Raw genomic sequence first — 16,054 nt, 5'->3', positions numbered from 1 at the left:
TTAATTGCGGATCAGGTCCCGAGCCCAGTTCACGATCCACTCCGGAGCCGTAGTTCCGGGAATCACGTTGGGGTTGGTCAAATACATGCCGTGCACCCCGTTCGCTTCCACCAACTGGCGCGCACGAGCCACACCATTAATCACGTCACGCGGGGCGTCACACACCGTGTCATCCGGGGCGCAGATCTCAAAGACGCGATCATTCAAAGTACCAAAGCCACCCTCACGGGGGCCGCGCATCGTCGCCCCCGGAACAATGGGCTGCACCAGCAGATTCACGGGCTCAAGCGCCACCTCAGCGCCGACTCCGGCCACGGGATTACCCACGAACTGACCCGCATCGGGCACGCGGCGACCGTCGGCAAGCAAAGCAACACCACGGATACGGTCCGGCGGGATCACTCCACCCTGCACCCCGATCTTGTTCGCGACATCGCCCAAAAGCACTGCACCCTGGGAAAAACCGGCCAAAATGAAATCGGTCTGAGGGCATTCAGCGTGAACGCTTTGGAGCTCTTGCTCCACCTTGGCGGTGCCCTCGTTGCGAGAATCGTCATAACTCATCTCGCCCTGGGCATTCACATTGCGGAACTGCGCGGTGTAGGGCAGAGTCCAAATCTTCACCTTTTGGCCCTGGAATTCCTGCTGCAAAGGATTGGTCACATTTAGCATCAAGGAATTGGGATTCGCCTTCGGCGCAAATGGATCATCCACCGCGCTGGACTCCCACGTGCCAGGGGCCGAAATAAATTCAACATCCACACAGTGCTCCGGCTGCGCAGCCACGGGACCATTCGGTGCAGGTGCGGGGCCTGGATCAGAACTCATCCAGCGCGAAATGCCCAGCACGATCACCACAATGATGACCAATGCGGCGGCGGCCATCAGAAGCTTTCTCATGCGCAGTACGCCTTCGCGGCTCCGGATTCGATTGCCTTCGCGGTCTCCTCGAAGCTCTTGTCACTCCTGCCCTGCTCAACCAACTGCCCAGCCACAGCTTGCACCGTGGCAGAGTTCACCGGATTGTCGTCCTTGGTGCACACCAGGCTCGCCACATTGAGCAGCTCTCGTTCAACACCTTCAGTGTTCACGCCCTGATCCTTGAGCCCAGAAAGATACGCTTTATCCTCCTTGCTCAACACCAATTGTTGATCTGGAACATTATCGATTTCCTGCGCGGGACGATCCTGATTTTCCTCGCTCGGCTGCTGCTTTTTCTTAGGAGCCTTCGAGGTTGATGAGCTCGCCGTCTTCGAAAGCGGGGCCACCGAGGTAGGAGAATCCTCCACTGTGGCAGACCCACAAGCAGTCAAACTCAGTGCGAGAGCCAGGGCTGCCAGGCGCTTCATTTATTTCTCCTCCTTGATTTGGCCATTGATCTGCTTAATCTTGCCGCGTTCAAAGCTGATCTCTTGGCCGCCCGCTGGGATTTCGGACTGATCACTGATTGGGTAACCGAACTCGCCCTGCTCATAGCCCTTCTTGCCCCAGGCGTCGAAAATGTCGCCATAGTAAATGGCGTGAGCGCCCGTGGGGAATGACCAGTACAGGTTGCCGCGCTCAAATTGTTGGAACGCACCGCCCTTGATCGGGATCTCATTGGACTTTGGGGCGCCCAATGGCGATTCCACGGTGCCCATCTCTAGGTACTTCTTCGCGATCACGCCCTTGAGCCAATGCCCGGGCTCGCCATCCTTATTCACCACAATGCCGTCTTGGAATTGCTGGATGCGATAGCCGTTCTTTTCTTCCATCTCCTTGACCGGAAGGCCAAGATCGCCACGCTCGTAGCCCTGGGTGCCCCAGGTGGCGATGATGTCATTCGGCACGGCCACAGGACCGGTTTCCACGGACCAGTAGATGTTGCCATGTTCGAAGGTGACCATGCGGCCCTTTTTTAGCTCAATCTCGCTGGAGGTTGGGTACCCCAGCCAGGACTCAGGCCCACCCATTTCCGCGTAGCGCGATCCGATGCGGCCCCACAGCGGATGCGCGCCCGTCTTCGGCGACCAATACGCGCGGCCAGAAACGAAATCTTCAGCCTTACCACCGGGCACGTCGTACTCGCTGTTCACGCAATTGCCGATTACACCGTTCTTGGTGGCCTCGGCAATGGCTCCGACGGGCAGGCAGGATGCGCCACGGTCTTCGTCGGCAAGCTTCAAAGCATCCGCCATGTGCGGCCATGCCTGCACCATCTCAAACTGCCAGTACGGCCAATCGTGCACACCAGAGGGGCGGAAGGAAACGATGGGCTCCACACCTGCCCGCTTCGCACGGTCCACAAAGGTCTGCGAAGTCATTCGAGAGATGACCTCAAGGCCCATGCCCGCCGGCTTTGCGGGCCCCTTCGCCACCGAGTCCGGTGTGCCGAAGTCATCGTTGCCGGACCCTGCCGAAACGTAGACGGTCTTGCCCTTCAGGCTTTCGATACCCAGCTTGGGGTCGTGGTCAATCCAGTCCTGGGAGCCGTAGGGACCCCACATAGCGGTAGCGTCATAACCGCCCGCCTCAGTGAGCGCCGCCTGGATCGCTGGAGGCATGCCAAGGCTCGTGGTGTCCAGATAGCCGGAGAAAGAACCCGCGAAGGTGAACAGATCAGGGCGACGCTCCGCCAAGTTGATCGCGGCGGTACCACCCATGGACAAACCGACGACCGCGCGATCCCCGTTGGTTCGGTAGCCCTCGCTCAGCACGGGAATAAGCTCCTGGGTCAGGAAGGTCTCCCACATGTAATGCTTGCCGTTATCGGGGCGCTGCCAGTCCGAGTAGAAGGAAGATTCGCCACCCACGGGCAGGACCACATTGACGTTCTTATCGGAAAAGAACTGCTCGATATTGGTGTAGAGCGTCCAGCCATTCTCGCTGTCCACAGCACGCATACCGTCAAGTGCCCACACCGAGGGGAAAGTGCGGGAGGGGTCCTTGTACCAATCGCGAGCGAGCAACACCTGCACCTGGATCGGCTGCTCGGGCATCGCCTTGGAGTTGATGAAAATAGCGATGCGGCGCGCGCTCAACCACTCAACGCGGTTGATGGATACGCCATCGGGCAGACCCTCAATTTTGGGATAATCGGTGCGGATCGGTGTGCGCTGTGGGTTGTCTCCTTGCAGAAAGTCGGAGACACCGGGGATGTCGGTGCTGCTCTGCGCCACGGCCTGGGGCGCGAGGGTGATGCCCAATGCAGCTGACATGGCCAGCGCGGCTACCTTGGTTGCATGCTTCACGTGATTCTTCCTTCCGTTCATCACAAGAAAGCTTAAAGTTCCACTTCAACTTTCACGATAGACACTCCGGCAAAAAGAAAAAACTCCCCGTAGGGAGTTGTTCTTTTGCGGCCTAGCGATTACCAGGCGTTCATCACATCAAGGATGCGATCATGAGTAATAGCGAGCTGATAATCCCACTGCGGCCAGTTGTGAATACCGATGAGCGGATAGTTGGAGGTCACGTTCAGACCCATAGCGCGAGCCTTGGGCTCCCAGTAGCGGGTGGAAGCGTTCGCGCTTGCCTCCAGCGCACTGCCAACCATCAGCCCCTGAATTGGCTGACCAATTTCAGCCGGACCCCAGATACCGGAAGCTGCGGATACGTAGACATCCTTGCCACGAAGGCCTTCAAGATTGGTGTAAGGGTCAAGCTCTGCGCGGCGCGGGCTCATGATCGAGCCGTACATGTTATTCACGTTGAGCTGAGCCACGTCCCACATCACCAAGCCCATGATGGCGAAAGCACCGGGAACGGCGGTGGTGAGGTACCCGGAGTAGCTGAGCACCTGGCGGAACTTTGCCGGGTGATTTGCCGCCAGGTTCATGGCCGCAGTAGCCCCCATGGACAGGCCACCGATGGAGTTATTATTCGGGTTCACCCCGAAATGAGCCTGCAGATAAGCGGGCAGCTCCTGCGTGAGGAAGGTCTCCCACTTCGGCGTCGGGCCACCAAGGAAGCCCTGGGGGCCAGCCCAGTCCGTGTAGAAGGTTCCGGCGCCACCAACGGGCATCACCAGGGTGATGTTGTTGTTGACGAACTTCTCCATGGCGCGAGCGTCCACAGCCCAAGCGTTATAAGTTTCGGGAGCACGGGCACCATCGAGCAAGTAGAGAGCCGCGTTGCCGCCACGCTGGGAGGGCTGAATCTGGACGGTGATGTTGCGGCCATTCGCTGGCGACCAGACATCACAACGCTGAACCCAGAATTGCACACCGTCCCAGTCACAGGTACCGGTGGCGTCGGGGCGCAGCCAATCACGGTGGCCAGCAGCACTTGCGGTGCCAGCGCCAACAACGGAGATGGTTGCAGCGGTGGCCACTGCCGCAAGGGTGGCGGTGGACTTCTTAGCGAGCGCCTTCAGGCGAGACACGAACGTCATAGTTCTCCTTAATTACTCTAGCGAGAGACCTATCGCGGTCCCGAACCTAGGCGTTACACTTCCGTGATCTTTCCAGGCCTACCCTAATGCATTGAGATTCAAAACTACAATGCAGGAACGATATACACGGCGATGGCGATGCAGAGGATCCACAAGAACGCCAACACTTGCAGTGGACGATCCTTCAACGCGATTTCGTCTGGGGCGCCGCCCTCACCACGGTCAACGTCGGCGGCATAACGCAGGATGGCCACGGTCACCGGCACCATCGATACCTGATACCAGACCTTGGCAGCCCCATCCACGGCGGAAGCCATTTGGAAGCCCCACAGCGCGTAGGAAATCACCACGGCGGTTGCCGAAAGCGTCCACACAAAGCGCAGGTAAGTTGCGGTATAGCCCTCCAGGGCCTTGCGGATCTTCGCGCCACTGCGCTGAGCCAACAGGATTTCTGCATAACGCTTGCCAGAGGCCATAAAGAGTGAACCGAACGCCGCCACCAGCAAGAACCACTGCGAAAGATTAATGCCAGCAGCCACACCACCGGCCATCGCGCGGAGCATGAAACCGGAGGACACCAGCGCAATATCGATCACCGGCATGTGCTTCCACCCAAAGCAATAGCCCAACTGCAGCACAATATATACAGCCACCACGATGGCGAGCCCCTTGCCGGAGGTGGCCAGGAAGCTTAACGCAACGGCGCCAACGATGAGCGCCACCGCCATGCCGTAAGCCAACCCAATTGGCAACATGCCGGAGGCGATTGGTCTAAAGCGCTTCGTCGGGTGCTCCCGGTCCGCTTCAACATCGCGGGCATCGTTGACCAAGTAGATCGAGGAAGCAGCCATGCAGAACACGAGGAATGCGAGCGCGACGTCGAGAAGCGTAGAGGTGTGGAACAACGTTTCTGCGCCGGCGGCCATTGGCGCGGCCAGCACCAGGACGTTTTTTACCCACTGTTTGGGGCGCAAGCCCTTGATCACAGCATCGACGATATTCTTGGGCGGCTTGGGTGCCTTGGTTTTGCTGAGCCCTTCGGTATGGGGCTCAGATTCCAGTAAAGCTTCGTCGCTCACCTAGTGTCCCTTCATCATCATGGCAGTGGTGGTGCCGATCGCGGCGCCGGCGGCCACATCGGTGGGGTAATGAACTCCGAGAACCATACGCGAGAACATCATGATCGGCACACCCACAAGCGGCAAACTACTCCCGCTCAGGTACGCCAGGCTCACCAGCGCAGCACTTGTCGAGGTCGCGTGCGAGCTGGGGAAGCTCAACTTTGAAGGAGTACCGACGCCGATCTTGATGCGAGGGTCATGTGGCCGTTTTCTGCGAACAATGCGCTTGATCACCACCGAGGCCGCGTGGCTGAGAAAAGCCGAGGCTCCCAGACGAACCCACGCTTGCCTCCGCGAACGGTCAATTGCTGCACCACCGGCGCTCAATGCGAGCCAGCCCAGGGCGTGCTCACCAAAGTGGCTCAAAGCTCGCGCGCCCTTGAATACCGCTGGGCGGTCCCCAACAGCATCTTGGATGGCTACTAGAACGTCTGCTTCGCTTCGGATCGATGCCTTAGGCATCAAACACCTCGCTCCAAGCCGCGCGGCTGGTGAGTCGGGGGTGCGCCGCGCGATATTCGCCGCGCAGACGATCGAATTCCTCCGCCACTTGCTTTTGCAGCTTCAGGGATTCCTTGAGGAGCTCCTTGGCCAAGTCGCGGTCACGCTTGCGGAACACTACGCCCGAACCATCGGCGGTGGTGACAGTGGCGGAATCCATTTGACCCAGCGAGAACCAACGAGCGTTGATGGGCGCGAGGTTTGCCTGCGGCACTTCGTGGTGCTCTCGATTTTCCTTGGTTACCGTGTGCTTGAGGCTCTTGGCCAGCCACACTACCTTCTTTGCCCCTGCTAGCGGGCCGTTGATGGTCCAGGTGGTGGGCACGCCCGGCGCGCCGGAGGGCTTGGGCAATTCGCTTGCCGACGCCAGCACCTGCGCATCACTGAACTGCTTTCGCATCGCATTGATGCGCGGCAGCGAGGTCTCCAGAATGTCGAAGAGGTGATCGGGGCCTGCCAGGAAGTCCTTCATTGCCTCGTTTTGGATGGCAACGGTGGAATATTCCATGCACACGAGATGCTTTGCGGTGGCCTTTTGCATGGAGCGCACGAGCCCCTTGGTATCGCCGTCGTGCTGGAGAGCGGCAACGATGAGGCGATTGCGAAGGTGGAAATACGCCTGCCAGTCAATCGCGTCGTCCTTATCGGACCACGCCATGTGCCAGATCGCGATGCCAGGCCAGGATGCGGTTGGGAATCCTGCCTTGCCTGCGCGCAGGCCGTATTCGCCGTCATCCCACTTGATAAACAGCGGCAGCGGTTGGCCGATCTGCTCTGCAACTACGCGCGGGATGGTGCACATCCACCAACCGTTGTAGTCCACGTCGATGCGACGGTGCATGTCTCGCACATCGAAGTCGGGGTTCTGTGGCCAGCGGTTTTTCAGCGGAAACTCGGCGAAGTCGTGGTCGTAGTGGGTGTGCGCGGCCGCAGTCCACATGAAGGAGTGACCGTCGATCACTTCCCCCATGGTGTGCAGGTGGCTGCGCTCTTGAAGGTTGAGCATCTGGCCGCCGATGAGCATCGGGGACTTGGCGTAGCGAGCTGCCTGCAGTGCGCGCAGGATGGAGTCGGGCTCGATCTGAATGTCGTCGTCCATGTAGAGGATGTAGGGGGAATTGGGAGTCTTGTCCCCCAGCGCTTCGTACATGATGCGCGAATAGCCGCCGGAGCCGCCGAGGTTACCTTGGCGGAATTCATAAAAGCGATCACCGAAGTGCTTGGTCACCGCCTCGTACCCAGGTTCGTCGGCGGGGTGCTGATTGCCCTGGTCGGGCATGATGATCGCCTCGATCACGGCATCCACTTCAGGATCGCTCGCCAATGCTTCGAGTGCAGCTACCGCGTCGGCGGGGCGGTTAAAGGTTGGGATGCCGATGGTGGCCTTCGCCTCGAAGGGGCCCACTTCGCTGCCATCGGGCATGATTTGCGGCTTTGGCGCGTGTGGCGCGTACCAGCCTGCGGTGATGGTGGCATCACTATCGGCGGTGACTTCGAACCAGAGCCAGCCGCCATCTTCGAATTGTTTAAGTGAGAGTTCGAACTCCAGCGAGTCATCGCTGACCACATCGCCCACGACGGCGAGGCGGGAGGCATCGATCTTGGAGCGGAAGACGTCTACACGCGCGGCGCCCTGCACGTCGACCTTGAGAATCACTGAGTCGAGTTGCGACCAGCGCCGCCAATAGCTTGCAGGGAAGGCGTTGAAGTAGGTTTGGAAACTTACCTCATTGCCGGCAGGGATGGTGATGCTATTGCGCTCGGTCCAGCGAGAACGTTGCTGATTGTGCTGCGATTCGATGAGATACAGCATGCGAACGTCGTGCGGCTCGCCGGCCTTCGGCAGCAGGAATCGCTGCAGTTGCGCGTCCATAAAATGACCTTCCCTTTGGGCGAAAACTTTCCCATCCAGGTTACCCGCTCATGCGAGCTATCTGGGGGTGACGCCTCCGGGAAGGTCAAAGAGCTAGCGCTAGTGACTATCGAGCCAGTTCACCACACGATCGATGACTTGATCGCGCGCGGGTTCGTTCATGGTTTCGTGCATCATGTCTTTCCACAGGATCATGTGCTTATCGGCGCTACCAACTGCGTTGTACCAGTTGATATCCAGCGGATACGGCACCAGTCCGTCCGTATCCCCGTGCATAATCAGTGTGGGCCCCTGATAGTCCTTGGCGTGTTGCCCGGTGTAGAGCAGTGCCTCAAGGATCTGCAAGCCGGTGGACATGTTCACCACCTTGGAGTTCAAGGGGTTATTGGCGAGATCCTCGCGTACATCGGGGTCGCTGACTACGCCGATTTTGAAGGCATTGGGAATTTCCATTTGTTGCAATGCTGCGGGCGATTCATGCGGTGCCACACCGGGGAGCTTTTCGACGTCCACTCCAGCCGATTGCAACGCCCCGTTGAGATTAACGCCAAGGAATGAATCGAAGGGCTCCAGCGGGCGGGCGTCTTTTTGAGTGAAGGGGTCCAGCAGGCTGGTTGCAGACTGACCATCGGCGTGGATGTATTCGGGCTGCAGCTCATTGGCGCCGTAGAGGTTGGCTGGAACACCGCCACCGTTGGTGACCAGGCCGTCGATATCGCCGGGGTGATTAACGGCGTAATACTGAGCTGCCATTGCGCCCATGGAGTGCCCCATCATGAACAATTTGCCCGGTTGCTCGGCACGGGCCATGTCGACGAGGTGCTTCATGTCCGAGTCAACGAGCGCGAAGTTGTTAATGAGGTTCTTGCGCACATTGTTGTAGGGCTCGGCCGAGCGACCGTGGCCACGGTGGTCCAGGCGGTAGACGTTGTAGCCGGCCATATTGAGCCGATAGGTGATGTAGTCGTAGCGCTCTTGATTTTCGGCCAGGCCGTGGATGAGCGCGACGGTGGCCTTGGCTCCGGGGACGATGTTCTTTTTGAAGTAGATCTGCGTGCCGTCTACGGAGGCGAAGTGGCCGTCACTGACTTGAGCCTGTGGAGCAACCATGCCGCTCACGAGCCCTGGGTAGGTGTTAAATTCTCGGACGTAGCCTGCGGGATTTGGTTCCGCCATTGCGGGCGTGGTGGCGGCGATCGTCGAAATCGCAATGCCTGCTGCCAAAAGTGCACCGATGCGCTTGTTCATGATGAACCTGCCTTTCCTGTCGATGCTTAACAAGAGTAATCACCCTGTTAATTTCAACCCACCGACAGCAAGGCACCCACCCCCATGTGGGGCTATTTTGATACCGGATGTAACATTTCGGAAATTAGCAATTTTTAGTTCTTGAGCTGCTCCAACGACAAACGGGGCGCAGAGAAAATCGCCCCTTGATCCAATGAATTGTTTTGAAGAGCTAACACATCACCATCGAGCGTAAAAGTGGCAGATTCCTCTCCGCGATAGTGGATCACCACGGTGGATTCGTCAATGCGCTCAACGCCGTCGAGCGATTCCAGGAGCAGCGGATCAGGCTTCGTCATCACCTTGCCATAGTGAAAGAACACCACGGCCTTGCCAAAGGTTGGTCCGGCAACGCCAGACAAAACAGCCCAGCTCAACGGTTCACACGCATCGAAGTGGTCACTTTGGACGGTGAAGTCATAGGTGATTGAGGGGTTGGAACGCAACGGCAGCGGCCGCACACCCCATAAGGGATTACGCTCTTTCGCACACGCGGCCACCTCAGTGCTCGAGGGCGTTGAAGAGGGCTGTGGTTCTGGTGACTCAGCACACCCCACCAAAGCAAGTGCGCAGGCTAGGGAAATAACGAGGCGTTTCATACCACTCCTGAACGTCGACGAAGCGCAAAGACCCAGGCGCGCACCGCAGGTGCACTGAGAGACAGCACAACGAGTACCGATAAACCAACATTGAGCGAGGCAAAGATGCCGTGATCCTCAGCCATGGTGAGTCGCCACATTTCATCAATGGCGCCAATGCTGACGATGATGAGCAGAATCAACCGTGCCCAGCGGCTTCTCTTGATAGTAAAACCAAACAGCACACCCTCGAATACCGTCAGAGCTATTCCGCTCAACGCATTGGGCAGGAGGTTGGAGTACTCAGGATCATGGAGCAAACCCAAGGTCACGATGGCGAGCATCTGCACGATGAATTTGCCTGCAATGGCGAGACCAACGAAGCCGAGCTGCGGCGGTGGGATTTCTTTATCCAGCTTCTTGTCTATGCGCTGGTTGCTCAAGTGCATGAGGTGATCTTCTTGCCCCAGCTCCATGCCTTGCGCGCGATCCGCCGCACCCGTCACATCAAGGATGGGTAAATTACCGTCAGTGTGCACCGCGTCGCCGCCACCGTTTTTGTCGTGATAGGCAGTGGAGAAATTTTCAATTACTTCTACCTCGCACTCGGCATCTTCGAAGCGCACGGAGTCAATCACGTAATCCCGCTCTGCGTCGGTGTTTGCGTCGATCTTGTGGGTGATTTGCAGCGTGAGCGAGGACAATCCGACAGATTTGTCGTAGGTGCCGGCGGCGAGCCAGTCCACCTTCTTCGATCCAGGCAGGAGCCAACCTGAGGGCACTTTCCAAAAGCGGATGTGGTGGCGCTGCGAGGCATTGCCGTCGACCTCTTGCTGATAGGCAAAATCGTGCTTCTTGCCAAACAGGAAAAGATTGGACACCGGTGCCGCTGGATAGGAGGTTCGCTTGAGCGAGCTCATGATGATGCCCAGTGAGGATCGAAGGGTAATCGGGTCAGCTTTCACCCAGCGCGCACGCCGCATCGCCGCGTGCAGATCTTCCTCGCTACCCACCACCGCCAGGTTGACGGGGTCACCCAACACGCCATCGCCTGTTTTGGTGCGGGCCATGAAGTAGTCGGGAATGTAGACGGTGGTGAAAAGCTGGTGCATACGCGGCAGCGCCAGATAGGTCAGGGTAAACCAGAAGATCAGCAGCAAAATGACGCTGCGCCAGGTGAGCTCCAGCCCAGAGAGCAGCAAAACGAGAACGTACCAAAACACCAAAGCCAGCCCAGTGGCCACGAATACGCTATCGAGCAGCGTGTACACGCGCCCGATGCTCGGCTTCTGAGCTGGCTGAAGTTGATAGGTGGGATACTGCGTTGGCGCAGGATAGGGATTCGGGCTCACCTAGTTAGTAAAACACGGCTTGCCCTTCTTTTCGACGTCCCAACGCGGTCTATCCCCCGAGTTGATCCTTGAGCTTATTGTCGAACATGCTCAGCGCCGAGGCGATCGCCATGTGCATATCCAGGTATTGGTAGGTGCCGAGGCGACCACCGAAATACACGCCATTTTCTGCAGTTTCCCGCTCGGCGAGTTCGCGATACTTCAGAAGCATCTCGCGATCATCGGGTGTATTGATTGGGTAGTAGGGCTCGTCGCCTTCCTCAGCAAAGCGGGAGTATTCCTTCATAATGACCGTCTTGTCTTTGGGGTGACGATCCTCGCGCTCAGGGTGGAAGTGACGGAACTCGTGGATGCGGGTGTAGGGGTACTCGGCATCGTTGTAGTTCATCACCGGGGTTCCTTGGAAGTCGCCTGTGTCCAGCACCTCGGTTTCAAAGTCGAGGGTGCGCCAGCCCAGCTTGCCCTCCGAGTAGTCGAAGTAACGGTCCAGCGGGCCGGTGTACACCACAGGCGCATCGGGGTTGGCGGCGCGCAGTTCATCACGAACCTCAAACCAGTCGGTGTCGAGGCGAACTTCAATGTTCTCATGCTCTGCCATGCGCTCAAGCCAGGCAGCGTAGCCGTCGACAGGCAAGCCCTCATAGGTGTCGTTGAAGTAGCGGTTGTCAAAGTTGTAGCGAACCGGCAGGCGGGTGATATTGCCGGCGGGCAGTTCCTTCGGGTCGGTCTGCCACTGCTTCGCCGTGTAATCGCGAATGAATGCCTCATAGAGGGGGCGGCCAATGAGCGAGATGGCCTTCTCTTCCAGGTTGGTGGCATCTTCAGAGTTGATTTCGCTGGACTGCTCAGCGATCAGTTCGCGCGCTTCATCCGGGGAGTAGTAGCGGCCGAAGAATTGGTTGATCAGACCCAAGCCCATTGGGAATTGATAGGCGGTGCCGTCATGCATGGCAAACACGCGGTGTTGGTAGCCGGTGAAGTCGGTGAACTGGTTGACGTAATCCCACACACGCTTGTTGGAGGTGTGGAAGAGGTGGGCTCCGTATTTGTGGATCTCAATACCGGTTTCCGGCTCGGCCTCTGAATAGGCGTTGCCTCCCAGGTGGCTGCGGCGCTCAACGATGAGCACCTTTTTGCCAAGCTGAGAAGCTGCGCGTTCGGCAACGGTGAGGCCAAAAAGGCCGGATCCAACGACAAAAAGATCATAAGAACTCATAGGTTGAGACTAGCAACCTTTCTATTGCCATCTCGGCCTGCACACGCCCGAATGCACGCGACTTGGAAGCCATTCCAAACCATTAGTCACACGAATAACACAAGTTTCTCGTGTCGCAATAGTTTCTTCTTTCACTGCAATGCTCTAGGCTATACAGCAGTTACGTGACAAATCACCACTAGGAGAACTTCGTGCAGCAGCGACGCCGCCTCATTTCCACCAAGCAGCGCCCGGTCATAGCGCTCCTATCTGCCCTGGCAGTAGCAGCTTCCGGCGTGGTGGGCCTCCAAGCTACCCATGTGATCAACACCGACGGTGAGGGCATCGCACCCGTCACCGCCTCATTGGACACCCAAAGCCTCGCCGACGGCATCAACGTCGCGATCGACGACGCCGCCATCGCCGCGCAGGGCGGCGCAGGCAAGCGCACCGTCAAGGAGTTCCACCGCGATGAGACCTTCTCGCAGTTCGCGCTGACCTGGGAAGGCGATCAAGACATCGCCGCATTCGTCCGCGCACAGCGCCCCGACGGAAGCTGGTCCGAGTGGTATGACACTGAACCGCTGAACTTCGGCGCCGGTGGCTCCGGCAAGCGCGGCACCGACCTCATTTACATCGAGCCAACGAACACCGTTCAGGTAGCCATGAGTGGCGTTGAGCTCGTGGCGGAAACCGCCAAGACCGAGGTGAATAAGGCAGCAAAGGCTGTTGAGAGCGCACAGCAAGAGCTCAAAACCAACATTGGCGACATCAAGCCCGTTGCCGAGGTCGCGCCAGCCAATGCCGTAGACGTTGTGTTCGTCGACGGCGGCGAGTCCGCACTGCCGGAAAACGGGATCAACCTTGCTGCCGATTCCGATGGCATGCCCAAGATCATTTCCCGCAAAGGTTGGGGTGCAGATGAGTCCATGCGCTGCCAAACCCCCGAGTATTTCGACGGCGTTTCCGGCCTGGTCGTGCACCACACCGCTGGTTCCAACAACTACAGCCCCGCACAGGCCCCGGGAATTGTGCGCGGCATTTATCAGTACCACGCCCAAACCTTGGGCTGGTGCGACATCGGATACCAATCGCTTGCCGATAAGTACGGCAACCTTTATGAAGGCCGCTACGGCGGACTGAACAAGGACGTGTGGGGCGCCCACGCAGGTGGCTTCAACGAGAACACCTGGGCTGTGTCCATGATGGGCAACTATGAAACCGTGGCTCCTTCCGCCGCCACCATCCAGGCCGTAGGCGAAATCCTCGGCTGGCGCGCCGCTGTGGCTCACCTCAACCCGGTCGGTTCCGGTGTCCACACCTCCGAAGGCACTAGCTACTCCAAGTACGCCTATGGCCAGCAGGTCACCCTGCCGAACATCTTCGCGCACCGCGACGTTGGCACCACCACCTGCCCCGGCAATGCTGGTTATGCAGCGATGGGCACCATCCGCTCCATTGCCAAGAAGAAGTACGACGAGATCAACTCCGGCAAGTCCACCACGGATCTTGCCAGCGAGGCCAACAAAGTGGTCAAGGCCGTGAAGCCCTCAACTGCGGAACAGAAGACCAGCACGAAGCCATCCACGAAGACCACCACTCAAACCACTGCAGAGAAGACCACCTCCCAGGCAGCTCCGGCGCCGAAGCCAGCAGCAGAAAAAACCGCGACGGTGAACACCACCGCTTCTGCCGAGGATTACTTGAAGTCTCTGGCAGCGATGAACCCCACCCAGGCACTGAACTCGCTGCTTGGCCTGGCGTTGGATCTCCAGCAGGGTCAAACCCCCAAGAACTTCGACCTCGCCACCCTGGGTGACGTGACCATTGCCAAGGGCCTCAAGCTTTCCGACGTCCCCGCGATCGTCAATCAGCTTGTGCAGGCCTCCGACAATGACGAGATTGCCAAGGCTTGGAATAACCTCCAGAAGCAGTACGGGCCAGTGCTCGGCAACCCGCGTTCCGGCACCACCAAGTACGCCTCAAAGACTGGCGAAGACGTCAGTTATGCGCTCTTTGACAAGGGCATCATCGTCTCTTCACCCAGCACCGGCGCACAGGCTCTCTGGGGCAAGATCGGCGACGCTTGGGCGGCGCAGGGCTTTGAAGCAGGCCCCCTTGGATTGCCGGTGAACATGGAGCACCGCACGGACAATGGGTTGATCCGCGTAGATTTCCAGCACGGTTACATCACTTTCGACCCGGCAACGGGCGCGGTGGATATCCAAGCTAGCTAAAAATTCGCTCGAGTACTCGAGCAACACCAAAGTCATCATTGGCGGCCGTTACCTCATCGGCCGCCTTTTTCACGCGCGGATCCGCGTTCGCCATGGCGACGCCGTGACCCGCCCACCGCAGCATCTCAATATCGTTGGGCATATCGCCAAAGGCCAAGACGTCTTCACGATCGATGCCGAGATCCTCAGCGAGGATCTTCAAAGCATGGGCCTTCACAACACCAGGCGCGGATACCTCCAGCAAACCGCCGTCAAAAGAGAAAGTCACGTGCGCCAGTTCAGCGGGAATATGCGGCCCAACCGCTTCAAGCATCTGGGAGGCGGTGAGGTGCTCAGAGCGCAGCAGCAGTTTCATCGCAGGCTTGGCTAGGATTTCTTCTTCCTCCGCCACGCCATGCTCTGAGCTTTCCCAGGCGTGAATGTATTCCGGGGTCACCACGAATAATGTTTCAGGGTGCTCAAACGCGGACTCCCCCACCCGCTCCACCGCCACACTGCAGCCGCCCGGAAGAGCTTCGCGGGCAGTACGCACGATGCTGCGCATGGCCCCTGGCGCAAGGTTTGTTGCATGCAGCACCTTGTCGTTCGCGGAGTCATACAGCACCGCCCCGTTGGCGCACACGCACACCGGCCGCAGCGGCAATTGTTCAAGGATCGGAAAGATCCACCGCGGCGGCCTGCCCGTGGCCAACGCAAATTGGGCACGCCCGTCCAGCAGCGCAATGGCGTCACGCAAACGCTGAGTCACTCGCTCCTGGGAAGTAATCAGCGTTCCATCGACGTCACTGACAACCAACCGGGGAGTCATCGGGCGAGCTTCACTTCCCCATGCGTTGCGTGAAAGTCACGTTGGACGTCGTCAAGCAAAGCCTGCATAGCCTCGGCGAGTCGATCGGTGGCGCCTTCAATGTCACCGGCGATGTCGATGGGCTCGCCCACCTTCATCCAAATGGCAAACTTGTGGCGTCCGAGGCGCTTCTTGTGACCCTTCGTCCAAATCTGCTGCGCACCCCACATGGCCATGGGAATCAGCGGCGCATCCGCGCTTTGAGCGATACGCACCGCGCCAGTTTTTAGCGTGCCGAGCTCGAAGGTCTTAGAAATGGTGCCTTCTGGGAAAATGCCCACCAGCTGCCCCATTTCCAGCCTGCGCACGGCCTCCTCTCTGGAGGAAGCACCCGCGTCCCGATCCACGCGGATATGCTTCATGGCGCGCATCAAGACACCAACGCCTTTGACGTCGAAGATTTCGCGCTTCGTCATGAATCGAACGAGCCGATTGCCGCGAAGTTGAGCCGGGATACCTGCGAAAATGAAATCCGCGTAACTGGTGTGATTGCATGCGATCAGCCCAGCACCCTGCGCTGGAATGTGTTCTGCACCTTCAATGGTGATCTGCAGGCCTTGCGCTTTCATCGCCGCCCTGATGGCCGGAATAATGATGCGCGAATACACCAACTCTCGGGACTCGGGATGCTTGGGAAGCTGCTCTAATCCCTCGGGGATGCGAAAACCCATGCGACTCGTCCAACCCATGT

Annotated in this window: 14 protein-coding genes; 1 reads left to right on the top strand and 13 read right to left on the bottom strand. The window is 58.6% G+C overall.

Annotated elements, in window-relative coordinates:
• The 11 genes from CGERO_RS00915 to glf form a co-directional block, all read right to left on the bottom strand.
• Positions 1-900 (bottom strand): cutinase family protein, encoded by a 900-nt coding sequence (locus tag CGERO_RS00915; protein ID WP_123932917.1) that lies wholly within the window; start codon positions 898-900, stop codon positions 1-3.
• Positions 897-1,349 carry a hypothetical protein gene (locus CGERO_RS00910; protein WP_123932915.1) on the bottom strand — a complete coding sequence of 151 codons (453 nt, stop codon included), beginning with the start codon at positions 1,347-1,349 and terminating at the stop codon, positions 897-899. Before CGERO_RS00910 ends, CGERO_RS00915 begins: the two co-directional genes overlap by 4 nt.
• Complete coding sequence (locus CGERO_RS00905) at positions 1,350-3,251, bottom strand: alpha/beta hydrolase-fold protein (protein ID WP_123932913.1); 1,902 nt, start codon at positions 3,249-3,251, stop codon at positions 1,350-1,352.
• 98 nt (positions 3,252-3,349) lie between these two features.
• Positions 3,350-4,372, bottom strand: a complete 1,023-nt coding sequence (locus tag CGERO_RS00900) for an alpha/beta hydrolase (RefSeq protein WP_123932911.1) — start codon at positions 4,370-4,372, stop codon at positions 3,350-3,352.
• Between the two features lie 104 nt (positions 4,373-4,476).
• Positions 4,477-5,451 (bottom strand): decaprenyl-phosphate phosphoribosyltransferase, encoded by a 975-nt coding sequence (locus CGERO_RS00895; RefSeq protein WP_123932909.1) that lies wholly within the window; start codon positions 5,449-5,451, stop codon positions 4,477-4,479.
• On the bottom strand, positions 5,452-5,955 hold the full coding sequence (locus tag CGERO_RS00890) for a phosphatase PAP2 family protein (protein ID WP_123932907.1): 504 nt from the start codon (positions 5,953-5,955) through the stop codon (positions 5,452-5,454). It lies immediately after the preceding gene.
• A complete protein-coding gene (locus CGERO_RS00885) occupies positions 5,948-7,867 on the bottom strand; it encodes a glycosyltransferase (protein WP_123932905.1) in 1,920 nt (639 codons plus the stop codon). Before CGERO_RS00885 ends, CGERO_RS00890 begins: the two co-directional genes overlap by 8 nt.
• Before the next feature lie 99 nt (positions 7,868-7,966).
• A complete protein-coding gene (locus CGERO_RS00880; protein ID WP_123932903.1) occupies positions 7,967-9,115 on the bottom strand; it encodes an alpha/beta fold hydrolase in 1,149 nt (382 codons plus the stop codon).
• Positions 9,116-9,249: 134 nt separating this feature from the next.
• The gene (locus tag CGERO_RS00875) at positions 9,250-9,753 is read right to left on the bottom strand and encodes an LppP/LprE family lipoprotein (protein ID WP_123932901.1); all 504 of its coding nucleotides are present in this window, start codon (positions 9,751-9,753) and stop codon (positions 9,250-9,252) included.
• Positions 9,750-11,084 (bottom strand): LssY C-terminal domain-containing protein, encoded by a 1,335-nt coding sequence (locus CGERO_RS00870; RefSeq protein WP_123932899.1) that lies wholly within the window; start codon positions 11,082-11,084, stop codon positions 9,750-9,752. Before CGERO_RS00870 ends, CGERO_RS00875 begins: the two co-directional genes overlap by 4 nt.
• Positions 11,085-11,133: 49 nt before the next feature.
• Positions 11,134-12,300, bottom strand: a complete 1,167-nt coding sequence (gene glf / locus CGERO_RS00865; protein WP_123932897.1) for a UDP-galactopyranose mutase — start codon at positions 12,298-12,300, stop codon at positions 11,134-11,136.
• Between the two features lie 191 nt (positions 12,301-12,491).
• Between glf and CGERO_RS00860 the strand changes: the two genes are divergently transcribed.
• Positions 12,492-14,516: an N-acetylmuramoyl-L-alanine amidase gene (locus CGERO_RS00860; protein WP_123932895.1), complete on the top strand. Its 2,025-nt coding sequence runs from the start codon at positions 12,492-12,494 to the stop codon at positions 14,514-14,516.
• Here CGERO_RS00860 and CGERO_RS00855 read toward each other — a convergent pair.
• Both CGERO_RS00855 and CGERO_RS00850 read right to left on the bottom strand, forming a co-directional pair.
• Complete coding sequence (locus CGERO_RS00855) at positions 14,509-15,324, bottom strand: HAD family hydrolase (protein WP_123932893.1); 816 nt, start codon at positions 15,322-15,324, stop codon at positions 14,509-14,511. The genes CGERO_RS00860 and CGERO_RS00855 overlap by 8 nt on opposite strands.
• Positions 15,321-16,052, bottom strand: a complete 732-nt coding sequence (locus CGERO_RS00850) for a lysophospholipid acyltransferase family protein (RefSeq protein ID WP_123932891.1) — start codon at positions 16,050-16,052, stop codon at positions 15,321-15,323. Before CGERO_RS00850 ends, CGERO_RS00855 begins: the two co-directional genes overlap by 4 nt.
• Between the last annotated feature and the right edge of the window lie 2 nt (positions 16,053-16,054).

Source organism: Corynebacterium gerontici (genome assembly GCF_003813985.1).
Taxonomy (GTDB): Bacteria; Actinomycetota; Actinomycetes; order Mycobacteriales; family Mycobacteriaceae; genus Corynebacterium; species Corynebacterium gerontici.
This window is presented reverse-complemented; position numbering and strand designations above follow the sequence as displayed.

Bases quoted from the DNA above. Each gene is read 5' to 3' on its own strand.
- CGERO_RS00855 (WP_123932893.1), bottom strand. From the start codon at position 15,324: ATGACTCCCCGGTTGGTTGTCAGTGACGTCGATGGAACGCTGATTACT.
- CGERO_RS00905 (WP_123932913.1), bottom strand. From the start codon at position 3,251: ATGAACGGAAGGAAGAATCACGTGAAGCATGCAACCAAGGTAGCCGCG.
- glf (WP_123932897.1), bottom strand. From the start codon at position 12,300: ATGAGTTCTTATGATCTTTTTGTCGTTGGATCCGGCCTTTTTGGCCTC.
- CGERO_RS00900 (WP_123932911.1), bottom strand. From the start codon at position 4,372: ATGACGTTCGTGTCTCGCCTGAAGGCGCTCGCTAAGAAGTCCACCGCC.
- CGERO_RS00880 (WP_123932903.1), bottom strand. From the start codon at position 9,115: ATGAACAAGCGCATCGGTGCACTTTTGGCAGCAGGCATTGCGATTTCG.
- CGERO_RS00885 (WP_123932905.1), bottom strand. From the start codon at position 7,867: ATGGACGCGCAACTGCAGCGATTCCTGCTGCCGAAGGCCGGCGAGCCG.
- CGERO_RS00850 (WP_123932891.1), bottom strand. From the start codon at position 16,052: ATGGGTTGGACGAGTCGCATGGGTTTTCGCATCCCCGAGGGATTAGAG.
- CGERO_RS00890 (WP_123932907.1), bottom strand. From the start codon at position 5,955: ATGCCTAAGGCATCGATCCGAAGCGAAGCAGACGTTCTAGTAGCCATC.
- CGERO_RS00910 (WP_123932915.1), bottom strand. From the start codon at position 1,349: ATGAAGCGCCTGGCAGCCCTGGCTCTCGCACTGAGTTTGACTGCTTGT.
- CGERO_RS00875 (WP_123932901.1), bottom strand. From the start codon at position 9,753: ATGAAACGCCTCGTTATTTCCCTAGCCTGCGCACTTGCTTTGGTGGGG.
- CGERO_RS00915 (WP_123932917.1), bottom strand. From the start codon at position 900: ATGAGAAAGCTTCTGATGGCCGCCGCCGCATTGGTCATCATTGTGGTG.